The 15,305-nt window shown below is 53.4% G+C and carries 11 protein-coding genes; 3 read left to right on the top strand and 8 right to left on the bottom strand.

The features are described from left to right. Nucleotides 1-212 precede the first annotated feature (212 nt). Nucleotides 213-1,883 carry a methyl-accepting chemotaxis protein gene (locus ACL2XO_RS05530; protein WP_413742350.1) on the bottom strand — a complete coding sequence of 557 codons (1,671 nt, stop codon included), beginning with the start codon at nt 1,881-1,883 and terminating at the stop codon, nt 213-215. A gap of 1,035 nt (nt 1,884-2,918) precedes the next feature. Here ACL2XO_RS05530 and ACL2XO_RS05525 point away from each other — a divergent pair. The 3 genes from ACL2XO_RS05525 to ACL2XO_RS05515 all read left to right on the top strand — a co-directional run bounded on the left by ACL2XO_RS05525 (nt 2,919) and on the right by ACL2XO_RS05515 (nt 7,647). After that, on the top strand, nt 2,919-4,931 hold the full coding sequence (locus ACL2XO_RS05525) for a sigma 54-interacting transcriptional regulator (RefSeq protein ID WP_413742349.1): 2,013 nt from the start codon (nt 2,919-2,921) through the stop codon (nt 4,929-4,931). A gap of 324 nt (nt 4,932-5,255) precedes the next feature. Beyond that, entirely contained in the window at nt 5,256-6,140 is an 885-nt protein-coding gene (locus ACL2XO_RS05520) for an isocitrate lyase/PEP mutase family protein (RefSeq protein WP_413742348.1), read from the top strand. Nucleotides 6,141-6,270: 130 nt separating this feature from the next. Next, entirely contained in the window at nt 6,271-7,647 is a 1,377-nt protein-coding gene (locus tag ACL2XO_RS05515) for an MFS transporter (RefSeq protein ID WP_413726582.1), read from the top strand. Between the two features lie 74 nt (nt 7,648-7,721). Here the strand turns inward: ACL2XO_RS05515 and arnF are convergent, their stop codons facing one another. From arnF to arnB, 7 genes are read right to left on the bottom strand one after another with little or no spacing between them, the layout of a single operon-like run. After that, entirely contained in the window at nt 7,722-8,105 is a 384-nt protein-coding gene (arnF, locus tag ACL2XO_RS05510; protein WP_413742347.1) for a 4-amino-4-deoxy-L-arabinose-phosphoundecaprenol flippase subunit ArnF, read from the bottom strand. Then, nucleotides 8,102-8,452: a 4-amino-4-deoxy-L-arabinose-phosphoundecaprenol flippase subunit ArnE gene (gene arnE / locus ACL2XO_RS05505; RefSeq protein ID WP_413742346.1), complete on the bottom strand. Its 351-nt coding sequence runs from the start codon at nt 8,450-8,452 to the stop codon at nt 8,102-8,104. Before arnE ends, arnF begins: the two co-directional genes overlap by 4 nt. After that, nucleotides 8,449-10,116 carry a lipid IV(A) 4-amino-4-deoxy-L-arabinosyltransferase gene (gene arnT / locus ACL2XO_RS05500; protein ID WP_413743036.1) on the bottom strand — a complete coding sequence of 556 codons (1,668 nt, stop codon included), beginning with the start codon at nt 10,114-10,116 and terminating at the stop codon, nt 8,449-8,451. The genes arnE and arnT overlap by 4 nt, the downstream gene beginning before the upstream one ends. Then, the gene (gene arnD, locus ACL2XO_RS05495; RefSeq protein ID WP_413726580.1) at nt 10,116-11,018 is read right to left on the bottom strand and encodes a 4-deoxy-4-formamido-L-arabinose-phosphoundecaprenol deformylase; all 903 of its coding nucleotides are present in this window, start codon (nt 11,016-11,018) and stop codon (nt 10,116-10,118) included. Before arnD ends, arnT begins: the two co-directional genes overlap by 1 nt. Then, nucleotides 11,015-12,997: a bifunctional UDP-4-amino-4-deoxy-L-arabinose formyltransferase/UDP-glucuronic acid oxidase ArnA gene (gene arnA, locus ACL2XO_RS05490; protein WP_413743035.1), complete on the bottom strand. Its 1,983-nt coding sequence runs from the start codon at nt 12,995-12,997 to the stop codon at nt 11,015-11,017. Before arnA ends, arnD begins: the two co-directional genes overlap by 4 nt. Continuing rightward, a complete protein-coding gene (gene arnC / locus ACL2XO_RS05485; protein WP_413742345.1) occupies nt 12,997-13,977 on the bottom strand; it encodes an undecaprenyl-phosphate 4-deoxy-4-formamido-L-arabinose transferase in 981 nt (326 codons plus the stop codon). Before arnC ends, arnA begins: the two co-directional genes overlap by 1 nt. Continuing rightward, the gene (gene arnB / locus ACL2XO_RS05480) at nt 13,964-15,118 is read right to left on the bottom strand and encodes a UDP-4-amino-4-deoxy-L-arabinose aminotransferase (RefSeq protein ID WP_413742344.1); all 1,155 of its coding nucleotides are present in this window, start codon (nt 15,116-15,118) and stop codon (nt 13,964-13,966) included. Before arnB ends, arnC begins: the two co-directional genes overlap by 14 nt. Between the last annotated feature and the right edge of the window lie 187 nt (nt 15,119-15,305).

Here is a 15,305-nt window from a genome sequence, read left to right as displayed (position 1 = left end):
CATCCGGCCGTAAGTCAAATAATCGGAATGATAGCGGACACATATGAAAGGCTTATTAACGGCCCCGCCCCGGCGGCGGCAACCCTGTCTGAAAAAAGGCGGTTCGGCTATATCGGGTAATTCGTAATAAAAGAGGCACAGATTACATAAACCGGGTTTTCGCTGCCCCTTTGTGGCTGCGAAAACCCGTGTTGGAATTCAGAGCTTAAAAATTAAAATGTTTCCCAATTTTCCGATGTATGTTCCTGCTCCGGTGAAGCGGTAAGCGGCGACAGCAGGCGTTTCTCCGGCTTATCCTCGGCCGGCGGCGCGTTATTGACGTTATTTCCCCCGGCGGGCAGATGGAAAATGGCCACGGTTTGAGTCAAAAGACGGGCCTGTTCTTCAAGGGACGCGGCCGCTGCGGCGGATTCCTGAACCAGCGCCGCATTTTGCTGGGTAACGCTGTCCATTTCCGATACCGCTTGCCCTACCTGACTGATCCCCCTGCTCTGCTCATCGGAAGCAGAGGAAATTTCCCCCATCAGATCGGTGACCTTGGCCACCGCCTGGACAATATTATGCATGGTTTCACCGGCACGGGAAGCCTGAACCGAACCGGTGTTGACCCGTTCAACCGACTCGCTGATCAACCCTTCGATTTCCTTCGCCGCCTGTGCGCTGCGCTGGGCCAGGCTACGCACTTCTCCCGCCACCACGGCGAAGCCACGGCCCTGTTCGCCGGCTCTCGCCGCTTCAACCGCCGCGTTCAACGCCAGAATATTGGTCTGGAACGCTATGCCGTTGATGACCCCGGTAATATCGGCGATCTTTTTCGAGCTGGTGCTGATGCTGCTCATGGTCTCCACAACCTCATCAACAATAGCGCCGCCCTTTTTAGCGGTATCCGAGGCGTCCTGCACCATCTTGTTGGCCTGAAATACATTTTCGGTATTCTGTTTCACCGTCGCGCTCAGCTGTTCCATGCTGGCGGCGGTTTCCTCCAGGGCGGAAGCCTGTTGTTCGGTACGGGATGATAAATCGCTGTTGCCTAAACTGATTTCTCCCGAACCCTGGTAGATAGAGGCCGAACTGTCCCGAATGGCCGTCACGGTCCGGATCAGGCTTTGCTGCATACTCTGTAAATGAGGAATCAGCTGTCCGACATTGTTGCGGCCGAATTCAGCGATAGTCTCGCCCAGATGTCCGTCCGACAGGGTTTCAAGCTGGGATTCAATACGCTTTAGCGGTTTAATCATGAAATTGATCAGATAACGGTCAGTGAGCAGCAGAATGGCAATGCCGGCAACAAGTGCGGCAATCAAGATCTTACGGCTTAAATCCACCAGTGTATAAACCTGTTTGACAGATTCATCCGAACGGGCCTGTGCTTTGAATTTTTCGGCCGCCGCGCCAAACGCCACGCTAAACGGCGGATATTGCGTTCTGAAAAATTGGCGGTATTGATCCAGCTGCTTGGCCCGCGCCGCCTGGAACATCGGCTCAAGGGCTTGATTGATAAGTTTGGTCCAGCTATCAATCATGGCATCCGTAACGGCGGTATCGCTGGATAAGTGCGGGTTGGCCTTAAATGAGGCCAGGGCATCTTTGGCGTTCTGAAAGGAGTCCGCCGCCGTTGCCAGAACTTTATCCGCGTCCGCCATTTCCCCGGTTTGCACAAAATCCATCGCCCTGGCCAGTCGCGTGACGGTGCGAAAGTACTGATCGTTGCCGCGGCTTATGATATCTATATCGGCCTTTTGCTCTTCACTGGTCGCTAAAAATTGAGTTACCTGATTTAGGGAAGAGAGAGTAAACGCGGAAACCCCGCCCCATAAAATCAAAAAAAAACCAAGCGTAATTAGTAGGATAACCCTGATACTGGTATTTTTAAGTAAGCTCATGGTAAGGCTCCTGTCAATTATATCTATGCTGACTTCTGCGCATATGTGTGAAAAGGCGTGCAGGATGTAAAAACATAAATTTTCAAATTTGCTATTAAACGCATTCTCTGTTGAAGACGTATGAGGGAAATGCCCTCGTCTTTATTAAGCGAAATATCAGCTAATTTCCGCTCCCTGTAAAACGGTTTACTGATATAGTATCTTTATCGACCGGCACCTTAGAAACTTTATGGTTATGCCGGAAAAAAAGAGATCAAAAACAGATGGTTAGGAGGCTAAGCGGTTACCGCTACTCCTCATTTTTTATTGCGTAAAATCTGTAAATTTTTCGCTGTTTCTAAACCTTAAATTCTTACAGCCTGTTAATAAACAAGGAATTTAGTCACCGTTTTTTCTGTTGCACTCTTTTTTTCCTTCATAGATGGATTTTTTTTCTGCCGATTAAAGTTATAATAAATATATTATGGCGATAATATACGGTAAGGAATGGCAAGCCGACCTGGCATTGTTGAAGATGCATTATTATTGTCCGATTGGTTGATTCCTTTCTTTCTGCGGGTCCTATCCACCAACTCTACTTTTTGAATGGCTTTTTTTAGCATGATGTAAAGAAATTGGCTTCGTAAGGCCGATTTAGTTCTGCGTGGGGAGTAAAGAATGTCTCAGTTAATAAAATACCACCGGGTTATGAGACAAATTAAGCCAATATAGTTTCGAAGGCTGATTAATAAAATAGGATAATGCATTGCTTATTATTACGTGCGGATAAACGGTGTAACGGGTAAATATTATTTAACGCCTATCGTAATGAGGGGTGCCTATGTCAGTGAAATGCGCGCCGCCGGCTGAGAGCAGGATATCTTTCAGAGTCCCTCCGGTTCTCTTGTCCGGAAACATAAACAAATTTGAATTTTGCAACACAACCCGCAGAAAATGAGTGGATAAGGCTGTTAACGTCCCCGCATGGCCGCTGAAACTATTGCATGAGCGTGAGATGATCCGCGTTGACGTGTCTACGGGATCTTGCTATTGACCATGGAAAAAAAAGATTATCACTTCTTAGTCGTCTCCCCCACCAACGATCTGACAAAAATGGTCTGCAAGATCGCGCCGGAGTTCGATTGCAGCATCACGCTGGTACGCGGCGTATTGGACAACGCTGCGGAGATGGCGCGCAAGTCTCTGGATTCCCATACCGAGATTATCATCAGCCGCGGCGGCACGGCGGGATATTTACGCAATAATTTTAATGATATACCTATTGTATCCGTCCATACTACCGCGCTGAACGTTCTTCGGACTCTGCTGGATTTCAACCGGTCCGCCGCCCCCGGTGACGCCGCCGGCAAAATCGTCTGTTTTAGCTTCGGGCACGAAATTTACGGTTTGCAGCAGGTGGCCCAGGCCCTGCGTTGCAGCATTACCAACGCTGTTTTCGATAATTTTCAGGAGCTGGAAAATAAAATAATTCTGGCAAAAGAAGCCGGGGCGGAGCTGCTGTTGGGCGGGCAATTGATCCCGCCCCTGGCGGTAAAATACGGTCTTAGGGCCAAGGTACTGGAGTCCGAAGAGGATTCGGTGCGGATCGCTTTTAATGAAGCATGCAATATTGCCGGTACCCGGCGCGTTTTGACCCAGCGTAATTTTATGCTGCAAACCATTTTGGACAGCGTGTGGGACGGCGTCCTGGTCACCGATACCGACAATCATATTACCCACATGAATAAACGGGCCGAATCCATCATGAACGTGGATTTCAGCTCCGTGCTCGGCCATAAAGCCCGCGACGTCATCCCTAATACCAATGTCGAGAGCGTTTTAAACAGCAAACGCGCCGAATACGGCGAACTGCAAGATATCGGCAACGCCACCATCGTCACCAACAGGGTACCTATTATCATCGACTCCTCCTGCTGGGGAGTGGTTTGTACCTTTACCGAAGCGGCGGATATCAAGCACCAGGAGATGCGGCTGCGCAAGCTTAAGCAAACCGGCTTCGCCGCCAAATACCGTCTGGAAGATATCGTCACCGGGCACGGGGATATGCGTGAAATTATCGAGCTGGCCGCTATCTACGCCAAAACCGACTCGACGGTGCTTATTCAAGGGGAGTCAGGTACCGGCAAAGAACTTTTTGCCCAGGGAATACATCATGCCAGTGCCCGCCGGGATAACCCTTTTGTCGCCCTTAATTGCGCCACAATTCCCGAGAACCTGTTGGAAAGCGAACTGTTCGGTTATGAAGCCGGCGCCTTTACCGGCGCCAGAAGCAAAGGGAAACCAGGTCTTTTTGAACTGGCCGATAAAGGAACCCTCTTTCTTGATGAGATGGGTGAGCTGCCCCTGTCCTTCCAGGTTAAGCTGCTGCGGATATTGCAGGAAAAAGAAGTGCGCCGGGTGGGGGGCCACAGCACTCTCTCAATTGACGTGCGCATCGTCTGCGCCACCAATAAAAACTTAAGCCAGCTTTGCGCCAGCGGCGGGTTCAGGGAAGATCTGTATTACCGCCTTAACATTCTCTCCCTGGATATTCCCCCTCTGAGAGCGCGGGGCGACGACGCGCTGATCATCGGCAAACGTTTGCTGGCGCGGCGGATTCATGATGAGCAGCAGTTGGCGGCGATCTATCCTTTTATGGAGAAGACCTTTGTGACCTGGCCGTGGCCGGGCAATGTGCGCGAATTGCAAAGCGTCGTGGAACGCATCGCCCTGCTATTTCAAATCAAAGACGAAAAAAAGCGGCGTTTGCTGCTTGACCGGCTTTTTCTTCGCATCAAAAGCGCTGCGCCGAACCTCATCGCCGATGACGGCGCCTCCGGCGATTTTTCCCTGCCGCCACCGGCCGAAAGGGACTCTTTGCCGCTGAAAACCATGATTAAGCGTCACGAACAGCAAATCATCATGCGCTGCCTGGCGGAATGCCAGGGGAGTCACAGCAAGGTGGCGCAGAAACTGGGGATCAGCACCATGAGCCTTTGGCGTAAACTTCAGGAGATGAAATATAGCGAGTCGGATAATCATCCCGCCGGTGAGGCAGATAAAGAATAAATTTTTGCATTCTCTTGCCGCTATTTTCACTTTATTCACGCTGCTGATAATGGCATATCAAAATTGATATAACATAAATGATATATATTTATCAATATTGATAAAACAACCGTTCTACACATGGGAAAAATTAAGCCGCTTAAAAAACGACATCATGCATTCAATTGAATTTTAAGGTTATTTAAAAAATAAATATCGGGCATTGTTTCTGGCACGATAACTGCTGTTCCTGTACTGAGCCGCTGAAAGATGTTTGCCACAGGCATCAGCTTTCGGCAAAGAAACAATCATCTTTATTGTACGGGAATAATTGACATGAGTGGAATGGGAACAAAATTAAAAGCAAGACTGCAGCAAAAAAATATTCTGGTGGCGCCGGGCGCCCATGATGTTTTAACGGCGAAAATCATTGAAGACACCGGTTTTGAAGCCGTGTATATGACAGGGTACGGCACCGCCGCCAGCATGCTCGGTCAGCCCGATGTAGGTCTTTTAACTCAGGTCGAGATGGCCACGCGGGCCAGGAATATTGTCGATCGCGTCAACATTCCGGTTATTGCCGATGCCGATACCGGGTTTGGCAATGCCGTGAATATGATCAGAACCACCCGGCTTTATGAAAGCGCCGGCGTGGCCATGATGCAGATTGAGGACCAGGTTGCGCCTAAGAAATGCGGGCATATGCTGGGTCGCGACGTGGTGCCGCTGGAAGAAATGGTAGGCAAAATCCAGGCGGCTTGCGACGCTCGCCGTGGCGATATGCTGATAATGGCCCGCACCGACGCACGAACCAATTATGGTCTTGAAGAAGCGATAAAACGCGGTAAAGCGTATGAAAAAGCCGGGGCGGATGTATTGTTTATCGAATCGGTGGAATCGGAAGAGGAAATGCGCGTCGTCACCAGCAGTTTCAATGTGCCCGTATTGGCTAATATGCTTGAACATGGGCGGACCCCGCTGCTCTCCGCCGGGAGGCTGCAGGATATCGGCTACAATCTGGTTATTTTCTGCGTCTCTTCAGTGTATGCCGAAGCCCGGGCCGTTTCTGAATTAATGAAAACATTAAAACGGGAAGGCACCACTGAAAATTTCATCAAATACATGATCCCTTTTGAGGAATTTAACCAATTGCTGAATTTACCGGAAATCAGGGCGGCGGAAGAAAAGTATTATACCGGTCGCAAAGCGGATTATGAAAACAGTAAATAGTTAAATTAGTATTATCAAAATTTTACTTTTAGCTCGGGGTAATATATATCCCTAAACTATTACCCCGACAATACTTTTGCCATTGCCTCTTATAACCTATTTTTAAGGATATTATTCAGGAGATATCCCCATGGCTAATATACAGAAAAAAAGGATGACTCAGTATCACTGGTGGGTCATGAGTTTAATATTTATTGTTTACACGGTGGAATATGCGGACCGGGCTAATATCGGCTTTGCCCTGCCGTTTATTCAAAAAGAATATAATCTGGACAACACACAGGCAGGCCTTCTGGTAAGCCTTTTTTTTGCCGGTTATGCCATCATGCAAATCCCAGCCGGGTTTTTGGTCAATAAATTCGGCGTTAAAATAACTTATTCGCTGGGCATTTTTCTCACCGCTATTTGTACAGGTCTGATGGGTATAGTGAATTCGGCCCTGCATCTCAAGATGCTGAGAACGCTGGTGGGGATCAGCGAGTCCACCGTGGTTATCGGCTCCACGGTAACCATCAATAACTGGTTTCCCGCCAAAGAAAAGGGAACGGCCACCGGTATTTTTTTGGCCAGCTCCAATATGGGGCCGCTTATTGTGCCGTTGATCAGCGCCTGGATCCTGATGAATTTCGATTGGCGCTATATTTTTATCCTGTTTAGTATTCCCGGCATCCTTTTGGCGATTATCTGGGCGGTAATGGTCTGTAACCATCCCGAACAAAGTAAATTCGTGTCCAAAGAAGAGCTGAAATATATCAAGAGCGGCGTCTCCTCGCTCAATAACCAGGCACGGGAGATCAAGGCATTCCGCTTTTACTGGCTGGATCGCGTGATTCGCACCAGGGAAGTGGCGGACCTCACCAGTTCAAAACAGTGTTTCCGCTGCTGGGATATTTACGGCGCGGCGCTGGGCTACTTTTTTATGGTAGGCACCGTTGGCGTTCTGATGTCATGGCTGCCGAAATACCTGTTACAGGAGAAGGGATTTTCGGTAATGCATTCCGCCATGCTGGCGGCCTCCCCTTTTGTCGGCACGCTTATCGGCAATCTGCTTGGGGGCTGGCTGTCCGATAATGTCTTGGGAAAAAGGAGGAAACCCCTGATGATGGTCAGCGCCATTTCCACCATTGTTTCCATGAATCTCATTATCCACGCACCGGAAAATCAGTGGCTGCTGACCGCGCTGTTTTTCGTGACCGGCCTGCTGTTAGCCCTGGGCTATTCGGCTTTTTCCGTGTATGCCATGGGCCGGGTGAACAAAGCCACCTATCCTATCGCTTATGGCATTATCAATATGGGCGGACAATTGGGGGGAATGTGCCTGCCCTTTATCGTGGGAATGATTCTGGACCACTATAGCTGGAATATGGTTTTTTTCGCCTTATCCGTCGGGGCAATGCTCTGCCTGATCTTTGTCGTCACCATTGTCGAGCCCAGACCGCGGGACGCCGATGCCCAGCCGGCCGGCAGCGCCAGCGGGCTGCATAAGGACAGTGGGCTCAGGGTGTAAACGTTAAAGGCATTCACCTGCTCAATGTGCAACAAGAGATGCAAAAAAAAGCACGAAACAGAGACGGAAAATCGCTATTTCCCGGAGTGCTTGCCGTTGATCAACCACACGCCGAATAAAATAAAGGCGACACCGAAGGTTTTAAAGAATGTAGCCGTTTCATTGAACCACGGCAGCAAAACGGCGGCAAAATACACCAGGGCATAGCTGATACTGATTAACGGATAAGCCGTGCTTAACGGCAAATAGAGCAAAGCATAAAACCAGCACAGCATGGAGAAGGCATAAGCCAGGATGCCGCCGGCTAACGCCAGCAGCGGCAGCCCGTAATAGGCAACAAGGCCCGGAGCAATGAGATTCAACGGCAGCAGGGGGATTTGCGCCATGCCCCATTTCATCAGCAGTTGCGCCACCGTCACCAACAGGACGCTGGCCGCCGCCCAGGATAATCCCTTCATGCAAACAGCCCCATCAACGCTATACCCAGGATAATGGATGCAACACCGCACCACTGGCGCAGCGTAATCCGCTCATGAAAAAGCCAGTGCGCGCATAAGGCGACAAGAACAAAATTCAAACTGAGCATGGGGTAAGCCTGGCTCAGGGGCAAACGTTGCAGCACGCTGAGCCAGACGGCCATGGCAATAATCAACAGCACCGCCGCCGCCGCCAGCCAGCCCAGGGTTGCCCGGCGGCGATGCTGTGGCGTCCGGCGCCGCCGCCAGCACAAGGCGGCCTGCTTTTGACACAGCTGACCGCCGCATGCCAGCAGGCTCGCCAGCAACACCAGGAGATAGCCGTTCATGGCCGTTGCCGGTAGAAATACAGCACTAACTCGTTTAGCTGCCGCACGGCGTCGGCGGGGGGCAGATCGCCTGCCACATCATGGCCCTCACGCAGCCGCAGCACCAGAGACACATTGCCGTGCTGCCGCGCCTGCGACAACCAGTGGGTAAAATCCTGCCCGCTGACAAAGTGACCCTGCGCATCGGGATAAGCCAGCCCGTAGCTCAATTCACCTTTCTCCCGGTACATTTCGATATCGCCGCGCTTAAGCTCCCATGCCAGCGAGGTAGCCACGCCGACATTGTTGCTTAATATATAGCCGCCGCGATCCAGCAGATCGGCGTTAAGCCGGATAAAGTGCTGCGGCTGTTTATTGTCGATGGTATGCTGCGGAATCGCATATCCCACCAGCAGCCCGAGCAGCAGCGGACAAGCCGCGACCCATGCAAAGCGTTGTCCGGCGCGGCGCAGGGATAAAACGGCGAACAATACCCAGCCCGCGAAGGCGATAATGCCGATGGCGATTTTCGGCCACTCCTGCCGGCCGTACAGCGGGTGATGGAACAAGCCGAAGCCCATGGCCGCCAGCGCCACGATGCACACCCCACCGAAAATAATATTGATGACCGCGTTCAGCCGGAAAACGCGATGACGTAACGCCGCGGCGCAGTCGGCGGCATAGGCGGCCATCAGCAGCGCCAATGGCGCCATGCAGGGCAAAATATAGGTCGGGAGCTTGCCTTTGGCGATGCTGAAAAACAGCAACGGCATCACGACCCAGGAGAACAGGACAAACAGCTCGGGCCGGACGCGGCGCTCAAACCAGCCTTTTAGCAACGATCCCGGCAGCAAACCAAGCCAGGGCATGGATCCGCCCACGATCACCGGCAGATAATACCAGAACGGCGCCTTATGCTGAGCGTTGTCCTCGGCAAAACGCTGAATATGCTGCACCCAGAAAAAATAGTGCCAGAAATCCGGTTCACGGTGCGCCACCGCCAGTGCCCAGGGCAAGCAGAGCAATATCGCCGCCATCACCGCCGACGGGCCATAGATTAACAGCTCCCGGAAACGGCGCTGCTGTATGGCGATGGGCAGCACGGCGAACACCGGTACCGCCAGAGCCAGGAACCCCTTGGTCATGACGCCCATGGCGCAGGCCAATCCCAGCAATATGTAGGCCGCCCATTTTTTGCCCGGGCTTTCGGCGCGCCACCCCAGGTAAAAGCAGGCCATAGCCGCCGTAAGCCACAGCGTAATCATCGGATCCAGCACGTTGTAGGTGCCGACGCCGAACACTAACGTCATGGAAAGAAAAATCAGGGCGGCGAGCAGCGCCGTGCTGCGCTGCCGCCACATCATCATTGCCAGGGCGAAGACCAAAAGGGCGGTAATACCGCTGCTGAACGCCACCGCAAAACGAAGGGCGAAATTGGAGTCGCCGAATAGCCACTGGCTGATATTGTTCAACCAATAGCCCGCCACCGGCTTCTCGAAATAGCGCAGCCCGAGCAAATGGGGCACCACCCAGTCGCCGCGCTGCAGCATTTCCCGGCTGATCTCGGCATAACGGGTTTCATCGGGCTGCCACAATAAACGGCCGTTCAGGGGAAGCAGATAGAGCAAGACAAAAAAAAGGACCACGCCGCCGGCGGCGGCCCGGACATTTTGCAAGATTTTCATCATGTTTCAACCACCGGGACCTGACATCCCAGCCATCCTTCGCGCCCCGGAAACGGTGTGCGAACCACGCGCCCAAGAGGCAATGAATTGATATCCGCCGGCAATAACGCGCTTAGGGGACAAAAAAGAATGTCCTGCTGTTGCGCCCGTTGCAGTAATTGTTCAAACATCCCCGACTGCGAGCGGCCTTCTACTTCAGTGTGGATGGTATAAACGGTTGGACCGATATCTTTGGCGATCAAATCGAGAATATAGTCGTTGTAATCCTCCAGCTGTATTTCACGCCCGATCGCTTCATCGAACGTCGGCAGCGTTACCGGGATTTGCACGGTGCCGATGCGATTATCATCCAACAGCGGCCTGAAGGGATGGACGCCGCGGCAGTCGCTGTTGTAGCGAAAGCCAAAATTCTGCTTTGCCGCCAGCACCCGTCCGTCGGCGCGCCACCCCGCCGCCGCGGAGCAGGTCACCGGCCGGCCGATGCCGGCCTGCAGCGCGTCCACGCCGAGCCGGATCTGCCGTTCCAGTTCGGCTGACGGCCAGCGCCCCGCCATGGCCTGCCAGCCCTGGTGATCCCAGGCATGCAAGCCTGTTTCATGCCCGGCGTCGGCGGTCTGCGCCATAAGCGGCCCCAGCGAGCGGGCAATATTCCTGCCGGGCCAGGCCGTGCCGGCCAGCAGGATATCCCAGCCATAAAGCGACACGGCATGGGAACGCAGCATTTTCAGCAAAAAGCGCGGATACATCAGCCGCCAAAGATGGCGGCCCATATTGTCCGGCCCGACGCTGAAAAAGAAGCTGGCGACAATATTATAGCGTTCAAAAAGCGCCAACAAACGCGGCACCCCGTCCCGGGTGCCGCTGAAGGTATCCACATCTACCCGTAATCCGACTCGTTTCACCCTTTTCTACCCGCGGAAACGGTGCAGCGCAGGAAGAAATCCAGAGTATCGGCAACGGTCTGCTCCATGGCAATGGCCGGCTGCCAGTTCAACAGCCGGCGGGCATTTTCTATACTCGGCTTTCGATGCTCAACGTCCTGGTAACCCTGGCCGTAATAGTTTTTGCTTTCGACATTTTTGAAGCCGGCAAAAGGCGGGAAGCGATCGCGCAGCGGGTGACGCTCAAAGCTGGCCAGCAGCATCTCCCCCAGTTCACGGATACTGGCCTCGTTGGCGGGATTACCGATATTCACAATCTGTCCGTCGCAGCGCCCGTCACGGTTTTCAATGATGCGATAAAGGGCTTCTATGCCGTCGTTGATATCGGTGAAGCAGCGTTTTTGCGCCCCGCCGTCCACCAGCTTGATGGGCGATCCTTCCACCAGGTTAAGGATCAATTGGGTGATGGCCCGAGAACTGCCGATACGGGCGGCGTCAAGGTTGTCCAGGCGCGGTCCCATCCAATTGAAAGGCCGAAAGAGGGTGAACTTCAATCCCTCTTTGGCGCCGTAGGCCCAAATGACCCTATCCAGCAACTGCTTGGAAACCGAATAGATCCAGCGCTGTTTATTGATGGGCCCGACGATCAGCCGGGAGGTATCTTCGTTAAACTCCGGATCGTCGCACATGCCGTATACTTCCGAGGTGGAGGGGAAGATAATGCGTTTGTGATACTTCACGCAGTCACGCACGATTTTCAGGTTTTCCTCGAAATCCAGCTCGAACACCCGCAGCGGGTTACGGGTATATTCAATGGGCGTGGCAATTGCCACCAGCGGCACGACCACATCGCATTTTTTAATATGGTATTCGACCCATTCGGAATGAATGCTGATGTCCCCTTCGACAAAGTGAAAGTGCGGGTTATCCAGGAAGCGCTCAATGGCATCGGAACCGATATCCAGCCCGTAAATATCGTACCGATCTTCACGCAGCAGGCGTTCGGTCAGATGATTACCGATGAAACCGTTCACACCGAGAATCAGCACCCGAACCCTGCGTCCATGCGCCGCCGCGGGCCTGGCCGCCAGGCGCACGCCGGGCATAATACCCATTTCCTGGGCCAGACGGTTGCCTTGCATATACAAAGCGGTCTCGCCCTGGCCGCTTTGTATAACCAGCGCGCCCTCGCCACAGGCGATAGTGAGCGGAGAGGTGCTAAGCACCGTACCGGGCTGCTTGTCGTGAACAGTATCCAGCGCCATGCTGCGCCAGATGATCAGCTTTCGCTCCCCAAGATAAGTGAATGCCCCCGGGTAAGGTTCGGTAACCGCCCGCACCAGATTGGCTATCTCCCGAGCCGGCTTATGCCAGAAAATTTCGCCGTCCGCGGCGGTGCGGCGACCGAAGTAGCTGGCTTCGGCCTCGTTTTGCGGCATGCATTCGACATTTCCGGCCTTGAGCAACGGCAACAGATCGTCCAGCAGCGGTTTCGCCGCCTCGCGCATCTTGGCGTGCAGGCTCAATGCGGTATCGTTATCCTCGATAGGCAGGATGGTCTGGGCGACAATGTCGCCGGCATCGGCTCTTTTCACCATACGGTGCAGCGTGATGCCGGTCTGGGTTTCGCCATTGACCAGCACCCAGTTAACCGGCGCGCGGCCGCGGTAGCGCGGCAGCAGCGAGCCGTGCAGATTGAAGCCTCCACAGGGCGCCAGGGACAGAATTTCCTCGCTCAGCATATGGCGATAATAAAAGGAAAAGATAATATCCGGCCGCAGCTTGCGGATATGTTCCACCCATAACGGATGGTTGACGTCCTCCGGCGCATACACCGGCACATCGAGATCGGCCCCCAGCCTCGCCACGGAAGAGAAGAATTTATTTTCACCGGGCTCGTCGGTATGGGTAAACACAGCCTGAACGTCGTAGCCGGCCTCCACCAGGGCGGTTAACCCGACACAGCCGATATCATGGTAAGCAAATACGATAGCTTTCATCATTCATTTTCCTGAGTATGCGAGGACTGCTGCCGGCCGATCACTTTCTGCACAAAATAGCGGGGACGGGCGCGGACATCGTTGTAGATACGGCCGATGTACTCCCCCAGTAACCCCATACCGACGAACTGAGCGCCAATAAAGGTAAACAGTACGGCGAACAGGGTAAAAACGCCGTTCGCCGCCCATTGGGGACCCAAGATCAGGCGCATGGCGATTAATATCACCGAAAGGGTAAAACCGGATACGGCAATCACGCTGCCCACCAGACTCAACAACCGCAACGGCGTGGTGGTCAGGCAGGTGATCAAGTCGTACATCAAATTGATAAGCTTCAAAAGGCTGTATTTGGAATCGCCGAACTCCCGCTCGGCGTGGCTGACGTTGATTTCGGTGGTTCGCCTGGCAAAGGAATTCGCCAGGATGGGAATAAAAGTGCTGCGCTCATGGCAATGCAGCATGGCCTCCACCACCTGGCGCCGATAGGCCCGCAACATGCAGCCGTAATCCCCCATGGCTTTGCCGGTGGAGCGTTGGATCAATTTGTTGATCATGTGCGAGGCGGTTTTGCGGAACCAGGAATCTTGCCGGTTGGCCCGAACCGATCCCACCACGTCATAACCCTCTTCCGCAACGCTCACCAGGCGGGGGATTTCCTCCGGCGGGTTTTGCAGATCGGCGTCCAGGGTAATGACTAAATCGCCGGTAGCCTGCAGAAAACCGGCCATGATCGCCGAGTGCTGGCCGTAGTTGCGATTCAGCAGCACGGCAATGATATGGCTGTCCGGCCGTTCCGCCGCCGCCGACAGAATATCGGCGGAATTATCGCTGCTGCCGTCGTCCACCAGGATAATCTCATAACGCTGGCGTAATTGACCGCAGGCGGCGCTGGTACGGCCAATCAGCGCCGTTAAGCTTTCTTGTTCGTTAAATACCGGAATGACGATCGAAACGGTATTAAGAGGTTCAACGCGAGGCACTGGGCGGCTCCACTAGTGAAAACAAGGCATTGACCACCAGATCGACATCTTCCTGGGTCATATCGGGAAATAACGGCAAAGTGCACAGACGCGCCGAATTCCATTCGGTGTCGGGTAACGACAGCTGCGGATAACGCTCACGGTAGAATTTTTGGGTATGGACGGCGCGAAAATGCAGTCCGGTACCGATCCCCTTATCCTGCAGGCGCTCCATCAATTGGTCTCGATCCAGGCCGCAGCGCTCCGGATCGACGCGTATCATAAACAAATGCCAGGCATGCCCATGGGCGTAGTCCGGCAACCCCAGCGGCAGGAAGGGCGACTCCGCGAGCCGCCGGCGATATTGTTCCGCCAGCCGGCGGCGGCGGGCGTTCATCTCAGGAAGACGCGCCAGCTGCACCACGGCGATAGCCGCGTGGATATCGGAAAGATTATATTTGAAGCCGGGCTCCACCACTTCGGCCTGTGGTTTACGCCCCAGCCTGTCGCGATCGAAAGCGTCCACCCCGAGACCGTGGAATTTCAGTCTGCGTACCCGTTCGGCCAGCATATCGTCGTCGGTGGCAATCAAACCGCCTTCGGCGCAAGTCATGTTTTTGATGGCATGGAAAGAGAATATCGCGGTGCCGCGAGCACCTATCCATTCGTCTTTATAGCGTGCGCCCACCGCGTGTGCGGCGTCTTCAACCAGCGGAATGCCGTAACGCAGGGCCACGGCGCGCAGCGGATCCAGATCCAGCGGCGCGCCGGCGTAATGAACCGGGACAATGGCCCTGGTCCTGGGAGTGATGGCCTTTTCCACCGCGTCGGCATCCACCATCAGCGTATCGCGGTCCACATCGATCATCACCGGCCGGGCGCCGAGCAGTTCGATCATATTGGCCGTGGAGACCCAGGTTTGGGATGGAGTAATGACTTCATCACCGGGACCGATGCCTAAAGCCATCAAGGCGATATGCATACCGGCGGTAGCGGAACTGACGGCAATAGCGTGCCGGCAGCCGAACGCCGCGCTAAAATCGATTTCCAATTGCCGATTCCGCGGACCGGTGGTAATCCAGCCCGATTGTAATACCTGCTCAACGGCGTTTATCTCTTCTGCACCGATTGAGGGGCGGGAAAAAGGCAGCAGGAGATCCATATTCGTTACCACAGTAATAAATGCATTTTGATAGTAACTATAATCCCTGTTTATTAAACGAAGATTAAATTTAATAGGAATAACTGCACCCATTCTGGACTTTAATTAATCGATTATGAGGGAATTCGGCTTAATTCATGGGCAACGCACTTTATTAACTAAGCCTTCTCCCGATAAATCAACGGGT

Origin of the sequence: Sodalis sp. RH15 (assembly GCF_047324255.1) — a bacterium.
GTDB lineage: Bacteria > Pseudomonadota > Gammaproteobacteria > Enterobacterales > Enterobacteriaceae > Acerihabitans > Acerihabitans ligni.
This window is presented reverse-complemented; position numbering and strand designations above follow the sequence as displayed.